Here is an 18,684-nt window from a genome sequence, read left to right as displayed (position 1 = left end):
TTCCCCGGCATGCCCGCGATCACGCTGCCAGGCCTCCTCCTCCGCCGGTTGGACGAGCAGGCCCAGGCGTTGCTGACAGGGCCGGGCGTGCCGTCGGTCGATTTCTCCCGGCCGGCCGGCGAGCCAGCGCTCGTGGCGCCGGACTCCCTGTCCTGGCGCGTCTTCCGTAACCCGGTGGCGCTCTTCGTCGGCGGGATCGCGGCGGTGATCCTCGAACTCGCGGAGCCGCGCGTCCGCACCGGGGTCTGGGAGCACTCCTCCTTCCGCCGCGATCCGCTGCTGCGGCTCCGGCGCACGGGGCTCGCGGCCATGGTGACGGTCTATGGGGCGCGGAGCGTCGCGGAGGGGATGATCGCGGGCGTGGTCCGCGGGCATGAGCGCGTCTCTGGCCGGACGCCCGACGGCGCGACGTACCGGGCCAATGACGTGGAGCTGCTGAACTGGGTCCAGGCCACTGCCACCTTCGGCTTCGGCACGGCCTATCGCCGCTTCGTCCGCGCGCTCTCCGCCGAGGAGATGTCGGGCCTCTTCGCGGAGGCCGTGCCGGCAGCGCGGCTCTACGGCGCGCTCGGCGCCCCGGCCTCTGCGGCGGCGTGGGAGGCACTGCTCGAATCCATGCGGGACCGTCTGGAGCCCTCGCCGATCCTGTTCGAGTTCCTGGAGATCATGCGCCGCACGCCGGCCCTGCCCGCGCCGCTTCGCCCGGTGCAGCGGCTGCTGGTCCGGGCGGCGGTAGAGATGACGCCGGGCTGGGTGCGGGACCGGCTGGGCCTGACGCCGGCGCACGGGCTGCGATCCTGGGAAGCGCCGCTGGTCCGCTGGATGGGCCGCACCGCCGACCGCCTGCCCTGGCCAGGCAGCCCGGCGGAGCAGGCCCGGCGGCGGCTGGGGCTGCCGGCCGACGCGCTTCGCCGCTAGACCGGCAGTGTCCGCGCCGTCGCGGCCGCCTGGCCCAGATCCTCGACGAAGCGGTCGTATTCCCGCGCCTTCGCCGCCGGATCGGGCAGGCGGAGAAGGTAGGAGGGGTGGACGGTGGGGTAGAAGGGGTGGCCCTCCGGGTCCCGCAGCAGGGAGCCGCGCAGCTTCGTCACCGGCATGGCCCGGCCGGAGACCGCGCGCAGCGCGGTGGCGCCGAGCGTCACGATCAGGCGGGGCTGCACCAGCGCGATCTCCCGCTGGAGGAAGGGGCGATAGAACGTGATGTCGCCCGCATCGGGCGACTGGTGCAGGCGGCGCTTGCCCGTGGGCGTGAACTTGAAGTGCTTCACCGAGTTCGTGACGTAGGCCTCGGCGCGGGTCACGCCCGCCTCCTCCAGCGCCTTGTTCCAGAGGCGGCCGGCGGGGCCGACGAAGGGGCGGCCCTGGATGTCCTCCTCGTCGCCGGGCTGCTCGCCGATGAACATCAGGAGGGGGTGTTGCGGGCCCTCGCCCATCACGGGCTGGGTGGCGTTGGCGACCCAGGGCGGCAGGTCGTTGCGGGCCAGCAGGTCGCGGCGGAGCGCGGCCTGGGCCTCGGCGTAGTCGCTTTCGGACAAAAGGTCGGCGCTGGGCATGGCTGCGGGGTCAACGCTCGCCGGCCGGTCGGGCTGCGCGCCGCGGAGATGGGCGGGCAGGTGGACGGCTCGCTGGCGGCGCTCTGCGGGGGGCGTGGCACCGCGGGCGACCATCTCGGCGACACGGCGCGGAGCCTCCTCGATCAGGCGGGGGATGTCGCGGGCCTCGGGCAGGTTGCGCCAGAACTTCTTCGGCATCTCCGCGCGCATCGCCTCGGGCTTCAGGCGGGCGGGGTTGAAGATGGCGCCGAAATAGGTGCGCCAGAGGGCCTCGGCCGCGTCCTCGGCGGGGGCGTCCGCGCGGCGGGCGCCGGGGCCGAATCGCACCTCCACCCCGTCCCAGTGGGCGGAAAGCTCCGGCGTCAGGATGGACCAGCGGAGGGCGGCGAAGCGGCGGGCGAAGAAACCGGCCTCGGCGCGGAGAATGTGGTGGTCGGGCTCGTACCAGGCGACGAAGCGGGAGGCGGCGTCCGGTGGCTCGACAGGGGCCGGCCGCGGGGGTTCGGCGGCGGGCGTCGCGGTGGGTTCTGCCAGCAGGTCGTCCCCGAGGGGGCCGAGGTTGCGGAGGGCCAGGGCCACCGTTCGAGCGTTGCGCGCCGGGGCCGGCGTGCTGGGGACCGCGACCCGGATCGCCTCGCGCAGCGGGGCGGAGAGGGCGCCCTCCGAATCCACCGGAACCTCCCGGAAGCGGACGAAGGCGTGCATCTTGTGGGCGTCGCGGCGGATGGCGCGGGCCATGGCCTCCGCGCGCGCCACGGCGGGGTCGGTGGCGACCTCCAACAGTGCGCGCTCGGCCTGGAGCCGGTGCAGCAGCCCGTGCAGCAGCGCGAAGCGGGCGGGGTCGCGGTGGCGGATCACCTGCTGTGCCAGGTCCGGGAAGGCGCGGGGCACGCGGGGCGGCGCAGCGTCCGAGGGCGGCACAGGGGGCGGGCCGCCGGCCAGGAGGGGAACGGGGTCGCCCTCCACGATCCAGGTCACGGCCTCCGGCGGGATCTCGGCCATGACCAGGGCGCGGGCGGCGTCGCGCCAGCCCTCGAAGTCGTCGGGGGCGGCGAGGGTGACGGCGTAGGGAAGCCGGGCGGCGTCAGGCATGGGCGGCGAAGAGGGAAAGCTGGGCCGGGCGCGCGACGAGGCCGGCCGGCAGGATACCCGCCCGGTCCGCCAGCCCGTCCCGCGGCACCAGCAGCCCGCGCAGGTCGGCGCGGTCCAGCAGGCCGAGGCGCGGGCGGTGGTCCGGGGCGGTGACGAAGGGCGCCAGCTTGCGGAGCGGCACGCGCAGCCGGGCGAGGTCCGCCATCCGCACCGCCCGCACGCGGCGGGAGGAGATGATCCGGTCCACCGTCTTCGCGCCGAGGCCGGGAACGCGGAGCAGCAGCTCCCGGTCGGCGCGGTTGAGGTCCAGCGGGAAGATCGCGCGGTGCTTCAGCGCCCAGGCGAGCTTCGGGTCCACCTCCAGGTCGAGCATCCCGCCCTCCCCGCCCGCGACGATCTCGGACGTGGAGAAGCCGTAGAAGCGCATGAGCCAGTCGGCCTGGTAGAGCCGGTGCTCCCGCACCAGCGGCGGCGCGGAGGGCGGGAGGACGGAGGGGGCATCGGGGATGGGGGAGTAGGCGGAGAAGTAGACGCGCTTCAGGCGGTAGGAACCATAGAGGTTGGCAGAGGTCCCGAGGATGGTCGCGTCCGTCGAGGCATCGGCGCCGACGATCATCTGGGTGGACTGGCCCGCGGGGGCGAAGCGGGGCGCGGCCGCGCGGGGACCGCCGGACATCGCGACGCGGGTGATCTCGGCGTCCTTCCGGGCCTCCTTCGCCGCCTCGATGCGGGTGCGGAGGCCGGCCATGGCGAGGCGGATCGCGCCCTCGTCCTTCTCCGGCGCCAGAGCCTTCAGGGAGGCGGGTTGGGGCAGTTCCACGTTGATCGAGAGGCGGTCGGCGTGCCGCCCCGCCTCGGCCAGCAATTCCGGCGCGGCGTCCGGGATGGTTTTGAGGTGGATATAGCCGCGGAAACCGTGCGTCTCCCGTAGCTCCCGCGCGACGCGGACGAGTTGCTCCATCGTGTAGTCGGGAGAGCGGATGATGCCGGAGGAGAGGAACAGCCCCTCGATGTAGTTGCGGCGGTAGAAGTCGAGGGTGAGGTCCACGATTTCCCGCACGGTGAAGCGGGCGCGCGGGACGTTGGAGCTGGCGCGGTTGATGCAATAGGCGCAGTCGAACACGCAGGCATTCGTCAGCAGCACCTTCAGCAGGGAGATGCAGCGGCCATCCGGCGCGTAGGCGTGGCAGATGCCCATGCCCTCCGTGCTGCCGAGTCCGCCGTCGCGGCTGTCCCGCTTCTCGGTGCCGGAGGAGGCGCAGGAGGCATCGTATTTCGCGGCATCCGCCAGGATTTCGAGCTTGCGGCGGAGGTCCATGGGCGCCCTTCCCGTTGGGGCCTCGATATGGCGCCGGGGGCCGGAAAGGACAAGAACAAAGACCGAACTCAAGCCCGGAAGAGAGCGCTTTCAGCCGCTTTCGGCCAAGCGGGCGGATCGATGAGGCTGGGGTGGCCGCCCTTGCTGCACCGCCGCGGAGCCCCACCTGAACCGATACATGCCCGAAGCCTACATCAACCGCATCAGCACCGCCGTGCCCCCGCACGAGGTGCACGAGGCCTTCCGCCTCTTCGCCGGGCACCAGATCACCGAGCCCCGAACGATGCAGGCCTTCGGCCGGCTGGCGGAGAAGTCCCAGATCCGGCATCGCTGGTCCGTGCTGGAGCCGCTGGCGGACGGCACGGGGACGGCCTGCGGCTTCTACCGGCTGGATCACTTTCCCTCCACGGCGACGCGCATGGCGCGCTACGAGGCGGAGGCGCCGACGCTGGCGGCGCGCGCGCTCGATGCGCTGGACTTCGACGGCGGCGCGATCACCCATCTGATCCTGGCAAGCTGCACGGGCTTCGCGGCGCCCGGCCTGGATCACTGGATCATCGACCGCTACGGCCTGCCCGGCGCGGTGGAGCGCACCGTCGTCGGCTTCATGGGCTGCCAGGCCGCGATCAACGCGCTGAAGCTCGCGCGCCATGCTGTGCGCTCCGATCCCGACGCGCGCGTGCTGGTGGTGAACCTGGAGCTGTGCAGCCTTCACTTGCAGCCGAGCGCGGAGGTGGAGCAGCTTCTGTGCTTCCTTCTCTTCGCCGATGGCTGCTCCGCAGCGATCGTGAGCGCGGAGGAGGAGGGGTTGCGGATGGACGGGTTCCACGCGGCCCTGCTGCCCGAGGCGCGGGAGCAGATCATGTGGCACATCGGCGATGCCGGCTTCGACATGACGCTGTCGGGCATGGTGCCGCTGACCCTCGCGCGGGCGCTGCCGGACCATGCGGACGCGATCCTGGCGGGGACGGAGCGGGAGCAGGTGGAGCTCTGGGCCGTGCATCCCGGCGGGCGCAGCGTGGTGGACGCGGTGATGCACGGGCTGGACATCCCGCCCGACGCGCTCGCCACCTCCCGCGCGGTGCTGCGGGAGAACGGCAACATGTCCTCCGCGACGGTGATGTTCGTGCTGCGGGAGATGATGGGGCGCGCGAGGGCGGGGCAGCGCGGGCTGGCGCTCGCCTTCGGGCCGGGCCTCTCCGCCGAGACGATGCGGTTCACGGCGGTCTGATGCTGAACGCCCGCTCCACCGCCGACGAGTGGATGGACGAGGCCGACGCGACCGAGCCCGCCTTCCGCGGCGCGTTGCGCGACCTGGAGCGGATCAACAGGATCACCCTCGCCTATCGTCCCACGCTTCAGTGGCTGGACCGGCTGGTGCGGGAGACGGGGGCGACAGAACTCTCGGTGCTGGATGTCGGCGCGGGGGGCGGCGACATGCTGCGGGCCGTGCACCGCTGGGCGGCGCGGCGGGGCGTGAGGGTGCGGCTGACGGGGCTGGACCGCTCGCCCTGGTCCGCCAGCTTCGCGCAGGCGGCGGGCACGCCGGCGGAGTGGATCACGCAGGACCTGTTCGATCTCGATCCCGCCAGGCGCTTCGATGCGGTGATCTGTTCCCTCTTCGCGCATCACCTGCCCGACCCGGTGCTCGTGCGCTTCCTGCGCTGGCTGGAGGCGCGGGCGGAGCGGGGCTGGATGATCTGCGACCTGCACCGCCATCCCATTCCCTGGGCGGCGGTCTGGGCGGGGGTGCGGCTCTTCCGGATGGACCCGATGGTCATTCACGACAGCACCGTCTCCATCGCCCGCGGCTTCGTGCGTGCGGACTGGGAAAGAGTGCTGGCGAAGGCCGGGGTGCGGGCAGAGGTTCGCTGGGCCCTGCCCTTCCGCTGGACCGTCTCTGCCATCCGCGACGCGGGATGAGCGACGCGGAGGTCCTCGTCGTCGGGGCCGGGCCGGCGGGGTGCGCGGCGGCGACGGCGCTGGCGCGCGGCGGACGGCGCGTGATCCTGCTGGAGCGAGAGGTAACGCCCCGCGAGAGCGTCTGCGGCGAATTCCTGGGGCCCGACGCGGCGGCGGCGCTGGCGCGGCTGGGGCTGGACCTGCCGGCGCTGGGCGCGGTGCCGATCCGGTCCGTCCGGGTGGCGGCGGGACGGCGGAACGCGGCGGCTCCCCTGCCCTTTTCGGCCTGGGGGTTGCCGCGCCGGCTGCTGGACAGCGCTCTACAGGCTGCGGCCGTCTCGTCCGGGGCGGTGCTGCGGCACGGCGCCGCGGTGTCCGCCGATCGGGCTGAGGATCGCTGGCGCGTCCGGTTGCGGGACGGCGCCGTCGTCACGGCGCCGGCTCTCGTCCTCGCCACGGGCAAGCACGGGTTGCGCGGGCATCCGCGGCGGCACGGGCGCGGCACGGCCACGGGCCTGAAGCTCCACCTGCCCGGGCTGGAGACGGGCGGCGCGGTCGCCCTGCTGCCCTTCTTGGGTGGTTATGCCGGGCTGCAGCCGACGGTCGGCGGGGCAAACCTCTGCGCGGCGCTCTGGGGCGATCCCGGCCCCGCTGCGCGGGGGCCCGACGCCTTCCTGGCGCGGGTGGCGGGTGGTTCTGCCCTCGCAGCCCGGTTGCTGGCGGGCGCACAGCCGGACTGGGACCGGCCGCTGGCCGTGGCCGGCGTTCCCTACGGATTCCTGCACCGGCCGGAGCCGGGGGATCCACCGGGCCTGTACCGCGTGGGCGATCAGGCTGCCGTCGTTCCCTCTTTCACCGGGGACGGCATGGCGATGGCCCTGCATGGCGGGCTGGCCGCCGCCGCCGCCATCCTGGCCGGGCAGGGCGCAGATCGGTTCCACGCCGCCTGGGCCGGGCGCGCCCGGCGCCCGATGGGCTGGGCCGCCGTGGTGGGAGGTGTCTTGCGACACGCGCCGGGATTGCTGGCGCTGGGGGCGAGGCTTCCTGCCTTGCCCGCCCTCGTCGCGCGCCGAACGCGAGTGGCAGCCTGACCTTCGGGAACCTCTGGCACGCCGATGACGTTCTCCGGCCCTGGTTGGGGAATGGCGATCGCGCCGCTATCTCTGATGCCGCACCGCAGCAGGACCGACGATGCCCGAGAGCCAGCTCACCTCCCCCAAGCTTTACTTCGTCTGGGGCGGGGTCTTCACCGACGGAACCTGGACGAATCTCGAGCCGAACACCGAGGAGTGCTACGGCCCCTTCCATGACGGTCCGACGGCCGAGCGCGTGTGGAACGAGAAGGCGCGCCGCAACATCGACATCGCGAACCACCGGCTGTTTGTCATCACCGTGGACCGGCCGGGCGGCAAGGGCTGATCGCCGCCCCGGCGCTCATGCCCCGGGCACGAGCCAACCGCGGTAGCGCACCATCCGCCCGAGGCCGAGCGGCAGGCCGATCGTCACGTCGAAGCGGAAGCGGCCCTCGGCATCCACCGTCTCCGAGGCGTCCGACACGGGCGCCAGCATGCGCGGCAGGGGGATCGGCCCCAGCCGCCAGCCGCGCACGGCCATCCGCAGCCCCGACGCGTCGCAGGGCACGTCCAGGTCGAAGGTGAAGGGGCCGAAGCGCTCTCGCAGGCCGCCCTCCATGCCGGGACGCAGGCGGCTCTCGAAGCGGCGGCCGCCGAAGTCGCGGACCCAGTGCTCCCCGATGTCCGTCGCCGCGATGGTCACGCGCACCGGTGTGTCGTCCGAGGCCGGCGGGAAGCCGAAGAGGCGGGCGACGAGGCCGGCGAGGCGCGTGGTGGGACCATCCACCCGCGCACGCCCGGCCGCGGCCAGCCACCAGCCCGGCTCGTGAAGCCGCTGCACCGCCGCCGGCATGGCCGCCACGGAGGAGCCAAGGGCGCGCGCGAAGAGCGGGGCTCGATTTCTGTGCACCACGCACGTGGTGACGTTCGGGTGGGGCAACTCGGCCTCGATCGCGTCCAGCGGCAGGAGGCCGACGCAGGGACCGGCGCCAGCGGGAAGGCGTCCGTCGGACAGCGCGCGCAGGGCGGCCAGCGTGGCGACGGTCGGGATCTTCGGGCCGTCGCCGCCCTCCGCCAGCAGGACCCAGCGGGCCTCGGCCGGATTGCCGTCCGTGTCCAGGCCGTGGGCCTCGACGATCATGCCGCCACGCGCGGAGCCTAGCCCGGCCACCGCGTCGGCCGCCCGGCGGAAGGCGCCCGCGAAGGGCAGGAGGGAGCGCGGCCAGCCCGCGCGCACCGACAGGCTGAGTGCCGCGAGGCCGAGATGCAGGAAGGAGAGCTCCAGGCCCGCCCGGAACAGCGCCGCGCGCCGCGGATGAAATCGCACGGGCACGAGGTCGAGGTCCGGCGTCTCGCAGAGGGAGAGCCAGCGGCGGCCGAGGCCGGGGATCTCCCGCCTGACGGTCAGGCCCCAGCCCGGACGCTCCGTCCAGCGGCCGTCCAGCCAGACCCGCACGGGGCGCCCGGCGTAGGAGAGGATGGCGCGGATGACCGACAGCCCGCGCGGGGCCTGATTGCCGGGGGCGATGGCGATCTCCACCGTATCGACCTGCTGCCAACCCTGCGTCAGCCGGTCCAGCGCGGCGTGGGACAGGGCCGGGGTGGAACTCACGCCGGTCAGGGCGACGATCCCGGCCGCGCGGGCCTCGGCGTCCAGGGCGCCGAAGCCGGCGACGAAGTCGCGCGCGTCGGCCAGGTCGAGGTAGTGCAGGCGCGCGGCGATGCAGGCGCGGGGAAGTCCGTAGCCGCCCGCCTGGAAGGGACCGGCCGCGTCCACCACGGCGAAGGCGCCGGTGGCGCGGAGATCGTCCGACGTGGCGCGCGCGGCATCCAGGCGGCGATGGGAGACGCGGTCGGCGGGCCAGTCCGGCGGCAGCGCCGCGTCGCGGCGGGAGGCGACGATCACGCGCCAGTCGGTGCTTCGCACCAACCCGTCCACGAGGTGGCGGCCGAAGACGCCGAGGCCGCCGAAGACCAGGACGGTACGCGTCACGCCCGGCCGCTCATCCTGGCAGCAGGTGCCGTCGCAGCGCGGGGTCGGGCAGCGGGCAGGCGTCCATCTTGCCGAAGACGCGGTAGCGGTTGCGCGCCACGCGGTCGTAGAGCGGGTCCCGCAGCCACCGCGGGACGATCCGCAGCGCGCGCGTCCATCCCCAGCCCGGCAGGGACGACAGAATCATCAGCGCCGCGTCGGACTTCATGTAGGCGACGCCGCCGATCACCACCGCATTCGTCTCCGGCTCGTCGGGGTCGATGCCCAGGCGCTCGGCCAGCTCGCGGCCGGGGCCGTGGTGGACGGGCGCGAAACGGAAGCGCGCCCCGGGGTCCCGCCGGACGACGAAGCGGAACCACCAGGCGCAGAGGATGCAGACGGCATCGTAGAGCACCACGCCCTCCGGCATGTCCGGCGCCGGGCGTGGGGCCCAGGACATGGTGTGGGCTAGGCCACCCACTCGCCGCCGCGCATGACCGCCGTGGCCTTGCCGGCGGCGTCGAGCCCGTCCACCTCGACCTCCGGCGAGCCGATCATCCAGTCCACGTGGATGAGGCTGCGATTGGCCCCGCGCGCCACCACCTCGTCCTCGCTGAAATTGCGCGTGAAGCACTTGCTGTAGGCCTGGCCGAGCGCGATGTGGCTCGCCGCGTTCTCGTCGAACAGCGTGTTCAGGAAGAGGATGCCGCTGCGCGCGATGGGGTTCGACGCCGGGACGAGCGCGACCTCGCCGAGCATCCGCGCGCCCTCGTCGGTGCCGATCATCTTCTCCAATACCGTCTGCCCGCGCGTGGCCTGGGCCTCCACGATGCGGCCGCCGGCGAAGCGGACGCGGATGCCCTCGATCAGCGTGCCCTGGTAGGACAGCGGCTTGGTCGCGGTGACCACGCCCTCCGTGCGGTCCTTGTGCGGGGTGGTGAAGACCTCCTCCGTCGGGATGTTCGGGTTGCCGTAGAGGCCATTCTTCGCCTTGCTCGCGCCGCCCATCCAGGCGTGGTCGTCCGCCAGCCCGACGACGAGGTCCGTGCCCGGCCCGCGGAAGCGCAGGCTGTGGAAGCGCTGCGCGTTCAGCATCCCCCGGCGCTCATCGAGCCGCGCGTTGTGCGCCACCCAGGCGGCGACCGGGTCCGGCGTGTCCACGCGGGTGGTGGCGTAGATCGCGTCCCACAGCTTCGCGACGGCCGCCTCCTCCGTCTCGCCGGGGAAGACCGCGCGGGCCCAGGCGGGATGGGCGAAGGGGACGAGGGTCCAGTTGATCGCGGAATCCACGATCAGGTCGAGCGCGGGCCGGTAGGCGCGGGAGCGGGCGCGGTTGGCGCGGGCCACCTTGTCCGGGTCCTGGCCGGACAGCAGGGCCGGGTCCTCCCCCACGATGGCCAGCCGGGCGGCGTTGCCGCGGAAGGCCTGGGCCATGCCCTCGAACAGCCAGCCCGGCGCGATGTCGAAGGCATCGTCCCGGGCGTGCTGGTAGCGGAGCAGCCCGGACTGCTCGTCGGAGAAGATCGTCGTCACGAGGGAAGCGCCGGCCTTGTAGGCGTGCTCCGTGATCTTGCGGGACAGGGCGACCGCCTCGATCGGGGCCGTCATCACCAGCTCCTGCCCCGGGGCGAGGCCCAGCCCGGTCCGCACCGCCAGCTCCGCCAGGCGGTCCAGGCGGGCCTCCGGGGTCAGGGTGACGTCGGCGCGGGGCGGCAGCGTGTCCATGAGGGGTCCTAATTCCAAGTCCGGGCCCCAAGGATCGGGAGCGTGATGGCCGAGGGCAAGGCCGGGCGGTTGCGCCCCCTCCCCCAAGGGTCATAATCCCGTCACATCCAGGGAGAGACCCCGCACCCCATGAGTCAGACGGCGCTTGCCCCGGATGCCGGGCCGGATCCCATCGCACAGGGGGTCACGGCGGCGCCGGGAACGGCGCCTCCTAGCTCGTCGAACGCGGCGCCGGTGAGCGCGGCGGCTCAGGGGACCGCCTTCGCGGTGCTGCTGGCCCTGTCGTTCAGCCACCTGGTCAACGACATGATCCAGTCGCTGGTCCCGGCCCTCTACCCCATCCTGAAGGCGACGCACGGGCTGGACTTCGGGCAGGTCGGGCTGATCACCATGGCCTTCCAGTGCACGGCGTCGCTGCTGCAGCCGCTGGTGGGGATCTACACGGACAAGCACCCCCTGCCCTACTCCCTGCCGGCGGGGATGGGGTCCACGCTGCTGGGGCTGGTGCTGCTGTCCCAGGCCTGGAGCTATCCCGTCATCCTCCTCGCGGCGGCGCTGGTGGGGATCGGGTCCTCGGTGTTCCACCCGGAATCCTCCCGGGTGGCGCGGATGGCCTCGGGCGGGCGCTACGGGCTGGCGCAGTCGCTGTTCCAGGTGGGCGGCAATTTCGGCGGCGCGATCGGGCCGCTCCTGGCGGCCTTCATCGTCGCGCCGCGGGGGCAGTGGAGCGTCATCTTCTTCTCGGCCGCCGCGCTGGTCGGGATGGTCGTGCTGTTCCAGGTGGGCGGATGGTATGCGCGCAACCTGCACCGGGCGAAGCCGAAGAAGCGCGCCGGGGATGCCGCCCTGCCGCCGCTGCCGCGCCGGAAGGTGCTGATGGCGATGTCGGTGCTGGTGGCGCTGATGTTCTCGAAGAACGTCTACACGGCTTCCTTCTCCTCCTACTACACCTTCTACCTTATCCAGACCTTCCACGTGTCGGTGCAGACGGCGCAGACGCTGCTCTTCCTCTTCGGCGGGGCCGGGGTGATGGGCGCGCTCGTCGGCGGCGCGGTGGGGGACCGGTTCGGGCGCATCCCGGTGATGTGGTTCTCCATCCTCGGCGCGCTGCCCTTCTCGCTCGCGCTGCCCTATGTCGGGCTGGAGGCAACGGTGGTGCTCAGCATGTGCGTCGCCTTCATCATGGCCTCCGCCTTCTCCGCCATCCTCGTCTACGGGCAGGAGCTGATGCCCGGGCGGGTCGGGCTGGTGGCGGGGCTGTTCTTCGGCTTCTCCTTCGGGCTGGGCGGGTTGGGCGCCGCGGCGCTGGGGGAGCTGGCGGACCATGTCGGGATCGCCGCCGTCTACCGGATCTGCGCCTTCCTGCCGCTGCTGGGGATGCTCACGATCTTCCTGCCGAAGATCGAGACGCGGGCGAAGCCCGGCGCCTGAAGACGGGCTGGAGCGGCGGGCGGGGTTCACGCTCCCGTTCTGAAATCCAGCCCGTCCTAACTTCGATTAATGTTCGTCGGGCCAACCCTTGGTAGCAGGGCAGGCATGGTTGCTCGCCCCAGCCCCGAGACACCGCTGCGCGCCCACCAGATCGTCGTGGAACGAAGCGGCTCGTCTTCCCGCGAGCGATGGCGGTGGCGGCTGACCCTCGACGAGCGGACCGTCGCCGAGAGCGACCGCGGTTTCCCCGGTGCGCAGGACGCCTATGAGGCGGCGCAGCGCGAGTTGCGGGAGGACGTGGCGGCGATCGGCTAGGGCCGCGGCCGTGGGGCATTCTCCGGACAGGTCCATCCAGCGCACGATCGCGGAATCGCGGCGGCTGGTGGAGGAGAGCCGGCGCCTGCTCGACCGTGTCGCGCGCGTGCCCGTCAACCCGCTCGGCCCGAAGGCCCGTCATTCGCCACAGAAGGAACGGACGCATCCGGGCGGCGGAATTCGCGGATCGCAGGAACCGCCCGGCCGGGGAGGCCCCGGGGGGGCGGACTGACCCCGCCCTCCCCGCCGGTCCTCAGTCGGCCAGCCGCACGCCCGTCGCCCGCGCGATCTCCCCCCACCGGGCACTCTCCGCCGCGATGAAGCGGCCGATCCCGGCGGGGTCCAGCGCCTGGACGGAGAAGCCGGCCGCCTCGACGCCGCGGCGGACCGTCTCGTCGCGCTGGGCGGCCTCGGCGGCGGCGGCGATGCGGGCCACGGCGGCATCCGGCGTCGCGCGCGGGGCGAAGAGGCCGTTCCAGACCGGCAGGGCGAAGCCGGGGACGCCCGCCTGCTCGAAGCTCGGCACCTCGGGGATCAGGGGGTCGCGCTGCGGGCCGGTGACGGCCAGGGCGATCACCTTGCCCTCCCGGATCAGGGGCAGGGCGGAGCCGAGGGCCGCGGCCATGCAGTCCAGGCGGCCGGAGGCGATCTCGACCAGGGCCTGAGGGGCACCGCGATAGGGGACGTGCTGGCCCTTGATCCCGGTCTGCTGCACGAGGCCGGCCATCAGCAGATGGCCGCCGGAGCCGGCGCCGACGGAGCCGTAGTTCACCTCGTTCCCGCGCGCATGGGCCAGGAAGCCGGCGAGGTCCGTGGCCAGCCCCGGCCGGACCACCAGCACCTGCTGCGAGACGCCGAGGAAGGCGACGGCGCGGAAGTCGCGGTCGGGGTCGAAGGGCAGGCGGTCCGTCAGGTGGCGATTGATGGAGATCGGGCCGTTGCCGCCGACGAAGAGGGTGTTCCCGTCCGCCGGGCCGCGGGCCACCTGTTCGGCGGCCAGGAGGCCGCCGGCGCCGACCCGGTTGTCCACCACCACGGGCTGGCCGAGGGGGCCCGTCATGGCCGCCCCGTAGAGCCGGGCGAGGGTGTCCGGGGTGGTTCCCGCCGGGAAGCCGACGACGAGGCGGAGCGGCGTGCCGGACTGGGCCCGGGCCCCGCCCGCCCCGGCCAGCGCCGCCGCCGATGCGCCCAGCAGCCATCGCCGCCCGAACCCCTGACCGACCATCCCGTTTCGCTCCCCTGGAAGGGCGCGGAGGATGCGGCGGGGCCGAGGGGGCAGCAAGCCTGCGCGGGCAAGGCCGGAGGCCGGATTCGGGCCCGCCTGCCTTGATGTCGCCAAGCTCGCCGTGCAGCCTTCTTTGCGCACGAGGGGACGGCAGGCGCGTTATCCCTGCCGCGTGACTTGGTTGTTCGCAGATCCACGCCTGCGGGGCACACGGGCCCGGCGGCGATCCGCCTGAAGGGGAGATCGGAAGTGAGCCGTTCGTCGAAGACCTGCCTGGCCGCCGTCGCGGTCCTGGCCTGCGGGCTCAGCGCCTGCACCAACCCCTATGATCCGGGGCAGCGCGCCTTGGGCGGCGCCGCGATCGGCGCGGGCTCCGGGGCCCTCATCGGCGGCGCCGTCGGCGGTGGCCGGGGCGCGGCCATCGGGGCCCTGACCGGCGGTGCGGTGGGCGCCGTGACGGGCGCGGCCACCACGCCGGTGGCTCCGCCGCCGGCCTATGCCTACGGCTACCCGCCGCCGCCGGGCTACTACGCCGCCCCGCCGCCGCCGGCCTATTACCCGCCGCCCGTCTACTACCGCTACTGACGGGCGCGCGCCGCCCGCCCCGGCGGGCGGCGATGCAGGGCAGCCCTGGCCGTTTTCCCGGGGCCGGCAGGTGTGCCGGCCGCCGGCGTCATCCCGGAGGCGAAGGCGGTCAGGCCGGCGGCTTCACCGCGGCGCGCAAGGTCCGGAACACCTCATAGAGCGCGGGCGTGTCCGCGGCGTGGGCGGCGCAGCTCAGCACCACGCGGCCGCGCGGCGTCTCGGCGATGGAGAGCATGACGCGCGCATCGGGGGCGTCCGGCCCCACCCTCGGCGTGCCGGTGACCTCCGTGCCGGTGGCGGCCCCCCAGGGCACGGGCTGGATCGAGGCGACCTCGAAGCCGCGCTCCATCTGGGTGCGGATCAGGGCCAGCCGGTCCGGCGCGGCGGAAATCTCGTTGATCTGCGCCTGTGAGAGGGACGCGTTCTGCGGGGCGTGCGCATAGGCCAGCTGGCAGAGATCCGCGCTGGTCCCGATCCGGCGGCGCGGGGCATCGGAGTTCAGGCCGATCACCACGTCGTAGCCCGGGCGCTCGCCGCGGGTGGCGCGGAAGCCCTCCGGCAAGTCGACGGTCAGGCCGGTGGCGGCGTCCTGGAAGGTCTCGGCACCCGCGGGCGGGGGCAGCAGCAGGGCGAGCACCGCGATCAGCGCGGCGGCCGTTGAGGCTCTCGTCATAGGCGTCCTTCGGGCGCGTAACCCCGGCTGAACGCGCGAGGGGGGCTAGCGGATCTCCTCGTCCCCGATCACGCCGAACATCTCGCTGCGGCGGAGATAGCCGCGGTGCTCGCCCACCTGCACCTCGCACCAGGTCTGGCCGGCGGTGCAGAGGCGGATGCGGCCGATCACGCCGGGGCGAAGGCGCGCCACGGGGTTGGCGTTGTCCTCGGCGCGGCGGCGGAGGACGCGTTCCTCCCCGGCCACGACGAAGTTGCGGCGGCCCGTGAGGTTGGACTGGTGCACCCAGCCCTCGGTGCCCTCCATGTCGCGGATGCGGCGCCAGAGCTCGAACTCCCGCACGATCTGCACGGGCAGGTCCTTGCGCTGATAGGTCCACTCGATGGGATAGCGGGTGCCAGGGCCGGCCCGCATGTTCACCTCGTCCGCCCGCAGCGCGGCGAAGCGCGGCAGGGGCAGGCCGGTGACCTGACCTGTGGTGGGCGGCGGCGGTTCTGGGGCTGGGGCGGGCGCGACCGCGGCGGCCGCCGCCCCGGCGGCGGCGCCCGCCGCCACCCCGGCCGCGGCGGCGCCGGCGGCGCGACGGCCCTGGCGGCCCCGGTTCTGCCGGGCCTGGGTCCCGCGGCCCTGCGCGGCCGCTGTGGCATTGGCGGGTCGCCGCGGGCTGCCGCCCTGCGCGGCGCCGGCCGCGGGGGCCGGAGCGGGCGCCGCGCGCGGGGCCGGCGGGGATGGCGCGGCCGTCTGGCCGCGGGCCCCGTCGGGCAGGGCCGCGGCGAGGATCAGCAGCGGGAGCAAGAGGACAGCGGGACGAAGCATGGGTGCCGGATCACGCGCAAAACGGGCGCCCCGGGTCAAGCCGCCAGCGCGCGTCACAGCGGGAGAATCTGGCCGGGGCCGACCGCCTCGAGGAAGGTCACGACGCCCGCCACCTCGATCCCGGGGCCCAGGGCCGCGGCGTCCAGCGCCTCGGCCCGCAATCCGGCATCGCAGGCGATCAGCCGGACGCCCAGCTCGCGCGCGGCGTCGAGGAGCGTGCCGATCCCGGCAACGCCCCGATCCTCCAGCAGGCGCTCGCGCGGCTCGTCCAGCAGCGGCGCCTCGGGACGAAAGAGGGCGAGGCCGCCATGGGTCGCGAAGATCACGGCGGGCCGCCCGATGGCGGCGGCGCCGGTGGCCAGGGTCAGCGCGTCATGCGCGGCCTGATGCCCGGCGCTCCGCAGCATCAGGCCGATCGGGATGGTGCTCATGCCTACGGGTCATCCGGGTGGAACCGGCGGCATCATCGCGCGGAGCCGCCCTCCCGGCGACCCCGCGCGGCGCATTCAGGCCTTGAAAGAAACGCGCTCGTTCTCGCCGCCCTTCGGCGGCTCGCCCGTCACGACGGCCTTCACGTAGCCATAGGCGTGCAGCAGCGTGGAGGAGGGGCTGTCCCAGTACTCCGCGCCGGTCATCTCCACGGCGATCAGGATGATGGTGGGGTCTTCCGCGCCCTTCGGGAACCAGGTCTTCATGTACTCGTTCCACAGCGCCTTCTGCTTCTCCACATCCTTCACCACGCGGGCGATGCCGGAGATGGAGACGTAGTTCTGGCTGGAGGGATCGCTGTAGGAGAGCAGGACGCGGTCGTTCAGCGCGATCTCCTGCGTCTTCTCCGTGCCGGAGCGGGAGAAGAACCACAGCGTCTTCCCGTCCGGGTCCTGGCCGGCCGCGACCATCGGGCGGCCGCGCAGCTTCTGGCCGTCTCCATGGGTCACCAGCACGCAGGTCTGCACGTCCTTGATCAGCTCGCGAACCTTCTCGCGCTGCTCGTGCTCGCTCTTCGCCTCAGCCATGCGGGCCTCCGTTCCGTTCTGGCGCGGATCGCGCCCGGGATGCTGCCGGGGCCATGCCGCTCGGCCGGCCCGGGTCCCGCCATGAACGACGGGGGATGGGAGGGGTTGCCCGCCTGGGAGCACCGTCCCAGGCTGCGGCTCCCATGAGCCATCCGGACCTGCAACTGGATTCCCGTAGCGGGATCGCAACCGTCACGATCGCGCGCGCGGCGAAGCGCAACGCCCTCACCCTGCCGATGTGGCGCGGGCTGGCGACGCTGTTCGCCAGGCTCTCGGCCGATGCGTCGCTGCGCTGCGTGATCCTGCGCGGGGCGGGCGACGTGGCCTTCTCCGCCGGGGCCGACGTCGCCGCCTTCGCGGAGGAGCGCGGCACGCCCGAGCGGGAGCGTGCCTACAACGACGCGCTCGTCGCCGCCTTCCTCTCGATCGAGCGCTGTGCCCATCCGGTGGTCGCGGCGGTGCGGGGCTGGGCCATGGGCGGGGGCTGCGGGCTCGCGCTGATGTGCGACTTCCGCGTCGGTGGCCCCGGCACGCGGCTGGGCATCCCGGCCCGGATGCTCAACCTCTACTACCCGCATGAGGGGCTGGACCCCCTGCTCCGCATCGCCGGCGAGGCGGTGGCGATGGAGATGCTGGTGGAGGGCCGGACCTACAGCGGGGAGGAGGCGCTGGAGCGCGGCCTGCTGACCCGCCTGGTGCCGGACGAGGCGGTGGTCGCGGCGGCGGAGGCGCTGGCCGGGCGGATCGCGGAGGGCGCGCCGCTGGCCAATCGCTACCACAAGAGGGCACTGCGGGCCCTTCGCGGGCCGCTGCCGCTGACCGCGGCCCACCGGGCCGAGCTGGAGGAGTTTCCCCGGAGCGCGGACTTCGCCGAGGCGGTCTCGGCCTTCCTCGCCCGCCGGAGGCCGGTGTTCCGCGGGGCCTGACCCGCGGGAGAGCGGCCCGCTCTACAGAATGCCGAGCCAGACCGGCCGGGCCGGGTCGCCGGCCTCGAACATCACCCAGACCGTCGCGCCCATGGTCGGGACCCGGTCCATGAAACGCCGTCCCGCGATGACCGAGCCCGGCGTGCGGCAGGGCAGCGCCCATTCCCCGGCCGTCCCGGTGTCGGGAACCGTCACCTGCACGCGCCCCTGCTTCATGGGATCGGCCGTGCCCGTCACCGTCGCCCGGTAGAGTCCATGGAACTGCGTCATGCGCCGGAGGCCCTCTTGTCGGGGCGGACGACGGGGTCCGCCGCACAGGGCGGCAGCCCGGGCGCACGGGAGAAGCCGGGCCGTCCTCGCCCATGGTGTTGACGCAGCGTCGCCCGCCGCGTTGCACGACGCGCACCACGAAACACGACCGGCCATCCTGGCCCCGATCCATGGACGGAGGTCGGTCGCGCAGGAGCCGGCCGTCGGCGCCCCGCCCGGCAACGCGGGACGACGACGCCCCGCGGTCCAGCAGGGGCGCTGCCGGCCAGGGCTCGCCCGTCCATGGGAAGGCCGGCGGGCCGTCAGATCGCGAAGTTGACGGGCTCCGCGGCAGGCCGCTTCAGCCCCGCCTTGTCGGCGCGGCGGAGCAGGTCCTCCAGGGTGAGCCCCGCCAGGCGCTCCGCCACGCCTGCATCCAGCTCGGCCCAGAGGGGAGCGACGACGCCGGTGTGAAGCGGTCCGCCCAGGTCGGAGGGCTCGGCACCCTCGGCCACCGCCGCCACGGCCTCGGAGAGGCGGATGTCGCGCGGCCGGCGGGCGAGTCGGTAGCCGCCGCGCGGGCCGCGCACCCCCTCCAGCAGCCCGGCGCGGGAGAGGGCCTGGAACACCGGCTCGATGCCGCGGCGGGCCGCGCCGAGGCGCTCCGCGACCTCCGCCCCGCCCGCAACGGCGTGGGCGCCGGTGCCGCGGCCGGCGTGGAAGGCCACGTCCAGCAGCACGGCGATGGCGGTCAGGGCGCGGTCCTGGCGGAGAAGTCTCGGGGGTGCGGGCATTCGTGAATATTACAACATA

21 protein-coding genes are annotated in these 18,684 nt (G+C 73.8%); 9 read left to right on the top strand and 12 right to left on the bottom strand.

Annotated features, from left to right (window positions below; genetic code table 11):
* Window positions 1-9: 9 nt before the first annotated feature.
* On the top strand, window positions 10-918 hold the full coding sequence (locus ACP6CK_RS24770; RefSeq protein WP_426955997.1) for an oxygenase MpaB family protein: 909 nt from the start codon (window positions 10-12) through the stop codon (window positions 916-918).
* Here the strand turns inward: ACP6CK_RS24770 and ACP6CK_RS24765 are convergent.
* Both ACP6CK_RS24765 and ACP6CK_RS24760 read right to left on the bottom strand, forming a co-directional pair.
* Complete coding sequence (locus ACP6CK_RS24765) at window positions 915-2,645, bottom strand: UdgX family uracil-DNA binding protein (RefSeq protein WP_426955996.1); 1,731 nt, start codon at window positions 2,643-2,645, stop codon at window positions 915-917. The two genes, ACP6CK_RS24770 and ACP6CK_RS24765, sit on opposite strands and share 4 nt — an antisense overlap.
* The gene (locus ACP6CK_RS24760; RefSeq protein ID WP_426955995.1) at window positions 2,638-3,963 is read right to left on the bottom strand and encodes a putative DNA modification/repair radical SAM protein; all 1,326 of its coding nucleotides are present in this window, start codon (window positions 3,961-3,963) and stop codon (window positions 2,638-2,640) included. Before ACP6CK_RS24760 ends, ACP6CK_RS24765 begins: the two co-directional genes overlap by 8 nt.
* 178 nt (window positions 3,964-4,141) lie before the next feature.
* Here ACP6CK_RS24760 and ACP6CK_RS24755 point away from each other — a divergent pair, with 178 nt between their 5' ends.
* From ACP6CK_RS24755 to ACP6CK_RS24740, 4 genes are all read left to right on the top strand, one after another.
* Entirely contained in the window at window positions 4,142-5,194 is a 1,053-nt protein-coding gene (locus ACP6CK_RS24755) for a type III polyketide synthase (protein ID WP_426955994.1), read from the top strand.
* The gene (locus ACP6CK_RS24750; RefSeq protein WP_426955993.1) at window positions 5,194-5,886 is read left to right on the top strand and encodes a methyltransferase domain-containing protein; all 693 of its coding nucleotides are present in this window, start codon (window positions 5,194-5,196) and stop codon (window positions 5,884-5,886) included. The genes ACP6CK_RS24755 and ACP6CK_RS24750 overlap by 1 nt, the downstream gene beginning before the upstream one ends.
* Window positions 5,883-6,956: an NAD(P)/FAD-dependent oxidoreductase gene (locus ACP6CK_RS24745; protein WP_426955992.1), complete on the top strand. Its 1,074-nt coding sequence runs from the start codon at window positions 5,883-5,885 to the stop codon at window positions 6,954-6,956. Before ACP6CK_RS24750 ends, ACP6CK_RS24745 begins: the two co-directional genes overlap by 4 nt.
* A gap of 100 nt (window positions 6,957-7,056) precedes the next feature.
* The gene (locus ACP6CK_RS24740; protein ID WP_426955991.1) at window positions 7,057-7,284 is read left to right on the top strand and encodes a DUF4170 domain-containing protein; all 228 of its coding nucleotides are present in this window, start codon (window positions 7,057-7,059) and stop codon (window positions 7,282-7,284) included.
* Between the two features lie 15 nt (window positions 7,285-7,299).
* On the opposite strand, the gene ACP6CK_RS24735 is transcribed toward ACP6CK_RS24740, so the two are convergent.
* Genes ACP6CK_RS24735 through ACP6CK_RS24725 form a run of 3 tightly spaced genes read right to left on the bottom strand, consistent with a single transcriptional unit; the run spans window position 7,300 to window position 10,635 of the window.
* The gene (locus ACP6CK_RS24735; RefSeq protein ID WP_426955990.1) at window positions 7,300-8,931 is read right to left on the bottom strand and encodes an SDR family oxidoreductase; all 1,632 of its coding nucleotides are present in this window, start codon (window positions 8,929-8,931) and stop codon (window positions 7,300-7,302) included.
* Between the two features lie 10 nt (window positions 8,932-8,941).
* Window positions 8,942-9,370 (bottom strand): thiol-disulfide oxidoreductase DCC family protein, encoded by a 429-nt coding sequence (locus tag ACP6CK_RS24730; RefSeq protein WP_426955989.1) that lies wholly within the window; start codon window positions 9,368-9,370, stop codon window positions 8,942-8,944.
* An 8-nt stretch (window positions 9,371-9,378) separates the two neighbouring features.
* Entirely contained in the window at window positions 9,379-10,635 is a 1,257-nt protein-coding gene (locus ACP6CK_RS24725; RefSeq protein ID WP_426955988.1) for an aminopeptidase, read from the bottom strand.
* 234 nt (window positions 10,636-10,869) lie between these two features.
* Here ACP6CK_RS24725 and ACP6CK_RS24720 point away from each other — a divergent pair, with 234 nt between their 5' ends.
* Together ACP6CK_RS24720 and ACP6CK_RS24715 are read left to right on the top strand one after the other, a co-directional pair.
* Window positions 10,870-12,066, top strand: a complete 1,197-nt coding sequence (locus tag ACP6CK_RS24720) for an MFS transporter (RefSeq protein WP_426955987.1) — start codon at window positions 10,870-10,872, stop codon at window positions 12,064-12,066.
* 105 nt (window positions 12,067-12,171) lie between these two features.
* The gene (locus tag ACP6CK_RS24715) at window positions 12,172-12,381 is read left to right on the top strand and encodes a hypothetical protein (RefSeq protein WP_426955986.1); all 210 of its coding nucleotides are present in this window, start codon (window positions 12,172-12,174) and stop codon (window positions 12,379-12,381) included.
* Window positions 12,382-12,634: 253 nt separating this feature from the next.
* Here the strand turns inward: ACP6CK_RS24715 and ACP6CK_RS24710 are convergent, their stop codons facing one another.
* Window positions 12,635-13,606 (bottom strand): Bug family tripartite tricarboxylate transporter substrate binding protein, encoded by a 972-nt coding sequence (locus ACP6CK_RS24710; protein ID WP_426955985.1) that lies wholly within the window; start codon window positions 13,604-13,606, stop codon window positions 12,635-12,637.
* Between the two features lie 249 nt (window positions 13,607-13,855).
* On the opposite strand from ACP6CK_RS24710, the gene ACP6CK_RS24705 reads away from it, so the two are divergent.
* Window positions 13,856-14,191 carry a YMGG-like glycine zipper-containing protein gene (locus ACP6CK_RS24705; RefSeq protein ID WP_426955984.1) on the top strand — a complete coding sequence of 112 codons (336 nt, stop codon included), beginning with the start codon at window positions 13,856-13,858 and terminating at the stop codon, window positions 14,189-14,191.
* A 109-nt stretch (window positions 14,192-14,300) separates the two neighbouring features.
* On the opposite strand, the gene ACP6CK_RS24700 is transcribed toward ACP6CK_RS24705, so the two are convergent.
* The 4 genes from ACP6CK_RS24700 to ACP6CK_RS24685 form a co-directional block, all read right to left on the bottom strand.
* Entirely contained in the window at window positions 14,301-14,864 is a 564-nt protein-coding gene (locus ACP6CK_RS24700; RefSeq protein WP_426955983.1) for a hypothetical protein, read from the bottom strand.
* Window positions 14,865-14,909: 45 nt separating this feature from the next.
* Complete coding sequence (locus tag ACP6CK_RS24695; RefSeq protein WP_426955982.1) at window positions 14,910-15,680, bottom strand: SH3 domain-containing protein; 771 nt, start codon at window positions 15,678-15,680, stop codon at window positions 14,910-14,912.
* A 53-nt stretch (window positions 15,681-15,733) separates the two neighbouring features.
* Window positions 15,734-16,111, bottom strand: coding sequence for a hypothetical protein (locus ACP6CK_RS24690; RefSeq protein WP_426955981.1), 378 nt, complete (start codon window positions 16,109-16,111; stop codon window positions 15,734-15,736).
* Between the two features lie 75 nt (window positions 16,112-16,186).
* Window positions 16,187-16,696, bottom strand: coding sequence for a pyridoxamine 5'-phosphate oxidase family protein (locus ACP6CK_RS24685; protein WP_426955980.1), 510 nt, complete (start codon window positions 16,694-16,696; stop codon window positions 16,187-16,189).
* 143 nt (window positions 16,697-16,839) lie between these two features.
* Between ACP6CK_RS24685 and ACP6CK_RS24680 the strand changes: the two genes are divergently transcribed.
* Window positions 16,840-17,622, top strand: coding sequence for an enoyl-CoA hydratase/isomerase family protein (locus ACP6CK_RS24680; RefSeq protein ID WP_426955979.1), 783 nt, complete (start codon window positions 16,840-16,842; stop codon window positions 17,620-17,622).
* A gap of 21 nt (window positions 17,623-17,643) precedes the next feature.
* Here the strand turns inward: ACP6CK_RS24680 and ACP6CK_RS24675 are convergent, their stop codons facing one another.
* Window positions 17,644-17,892: a phage baseplate assembly protein V gene (locus ACP6CK_RS24675; protein WP_426955978.1), complete on the bottom strand. Its 249-nt coding sequence runs from the start codon at window positions 17,890-17,892 to the stop codon at window positions 17,644-17,646.
* A gap of 302 nt (window positions 17,893-18,194) precedes the next feature.
* Window positions 18,195-18,665 (bottom strand): RrF2 family transcriptional regulator, encoded by a 471-nt coding sequence (locus ACP6CK_RS24670; RefSeq protein ID WP_426955977.1) that lies wholly within the window; start codon window positions 18,663-18,665, stop codon window positions 18,195-18,197.
* Window positions 18,666-18,684: the final 19 nt, after the last annotated feature.

This window comes from Muricoccus radiodurans (genome assembly GCF_050154705.1).
Classification (GTDB): Bacteria; Pseudomonadota; Alphaproteobacteria; order Acetobacterales; family Acetobacteraceae; genus Roseomonas; species Roseomonas radiodurans.
The sequence above is the reverse complement of the archived record's forward strand: the minus strand, read 5'-3'. Positions and strand labels throughout refer to the sequence as shown.

Bases quoted from the DNA above. Each gene is read 5' to 3' on its own strand.
- ACP6CK_RS24755 (WP_426955994.1), top strand. From the start codon at position 4,142: ATGCCCGAAGCCTACATCAACCGCATCAGCACCGCCGTGCCCCCGCAC.
- ACP6CK_RS24730 (WP_426955989.1), bottom strand. From the start codon at position 9,370: ATGTCCTGGGCCCCACGCCCGGCGCCGGACATGCCGGAGGGCGTGGTG.
- ACP6CK_RS24670 (WP_426955977.1), bottom strand. From the start codon at position 18,665: ATGCCCGCACCCCCGAGACTTCTCCGCCAGGACCGCGCCCTGACCGCC.
- ACP6CK_RS24700 (WP_426955983.1), bottom strand. From the start codon at position 14,864: ATGACGAGAGCCTCAACGGCCGCCGCGCTGATCGCGGTGCTCGCCCTG.
- ACP6CK_RS24685 (WP_426955980.1), bottom strand. From the start codon at position 16,696: ATGGCTGAGGCGAAGAGCGAGCACGAGCAGCGCGAGAAGGTTCGCGAG.
- ACP6CK_RS24695 (WP_426955982.1), bottom strand. From the start codon at position 15,680: ATGCTTCGTCCCGCTGTCCTCTTGCTCCCGCTGCTGATCCTCGCCGCG.
- ACP6CK_RS24690 (WP_426955981.1), bottom strand. From the start codon at position 16,111: ATGAGCACCATCCCGATCGGCCTGATGCTGCGGAGCGCCGGGCATCAG.
- ACP6CK_RS24675 (WP_426955978.1), bottom strand. From the start codon at position 17,892: ATGACGCAGTTCCATGGACTCTACCGGGCGACGGTGACGGGCACGGCC.
- ACP6CK_RS24745 (WP_426955992.1), top strand. From the start codon at position 5,883: ATGAGCGACGCGGAGGTCCTCGTCGTCGGGGCCGGGCCGGCGGGGTGC.
- ACP6CK_RS24770 (WP_426955997.1), top strand. From the start codon at position 10: ATGCCCGCGATCACGCTGCCAGGCCTCCTCCTCCGCCGGTTGGACGAG.
- ACP6CK_RS24715 (WP_426955986.1), top strand. From the start codon at position 12,172: ATGGTTGCTCGCCCCAGCCCCGAGACACCGCTGCGCGCCCACCAGATC.
- ACP6CK_RS24765 (WP_426955996.1), bottom strand. From the start codon at position 2,645: ATGCCTGACGCCGCCCGGCTTCCCTACGCCGTCACCCTCGCCGCCCCC.
- ACP6CK_RS24760 (WP_426955995.1), bottom strand. From the start codon at position 3,963: ATGGACCTCCGCCGCAAGCTCGAAATCCTGGCGGATGCCGCGAAATAC.
- ACP6CK_RS24725 (WP_426955988.1), bottom strand. From the start codon at position 10,635: ATGGACACGCTGCCGCCCCGCGCCGACGTCACCCTGACCCCGGAGGCC.
- ACP6CK_RS24740 (WP_426955991.1), top strand. From the start codon at position 7,057: ATGCCCGAGAGCCAGCTCACCTCCCCCAAGCTTTACTTCGTCTGGGGC.
- ACP6CK_RS24710 (WP_426955985.1), bottom strand. From the start codon at position 13,606: ATGGTCGGTCAGGGGTTCGGGCGGCGATGGCTGCTGGGCGCATCGGCG.
- ACP6CK_RS24680 (WP_426955979.1), top strand. From the start codon at position 16,840: ATGAGCCATCCGGACCTGCAACTGGATTCCCGTAGCGGGATCGCAACC.
- ACP6CK_RS24750 (WP_426955993.1), top strand. From the start codon at position 5,194: ATGCTGAACGCCCGCTCCACCGCCGACGAGTGGATGGACGAGGCCGAC.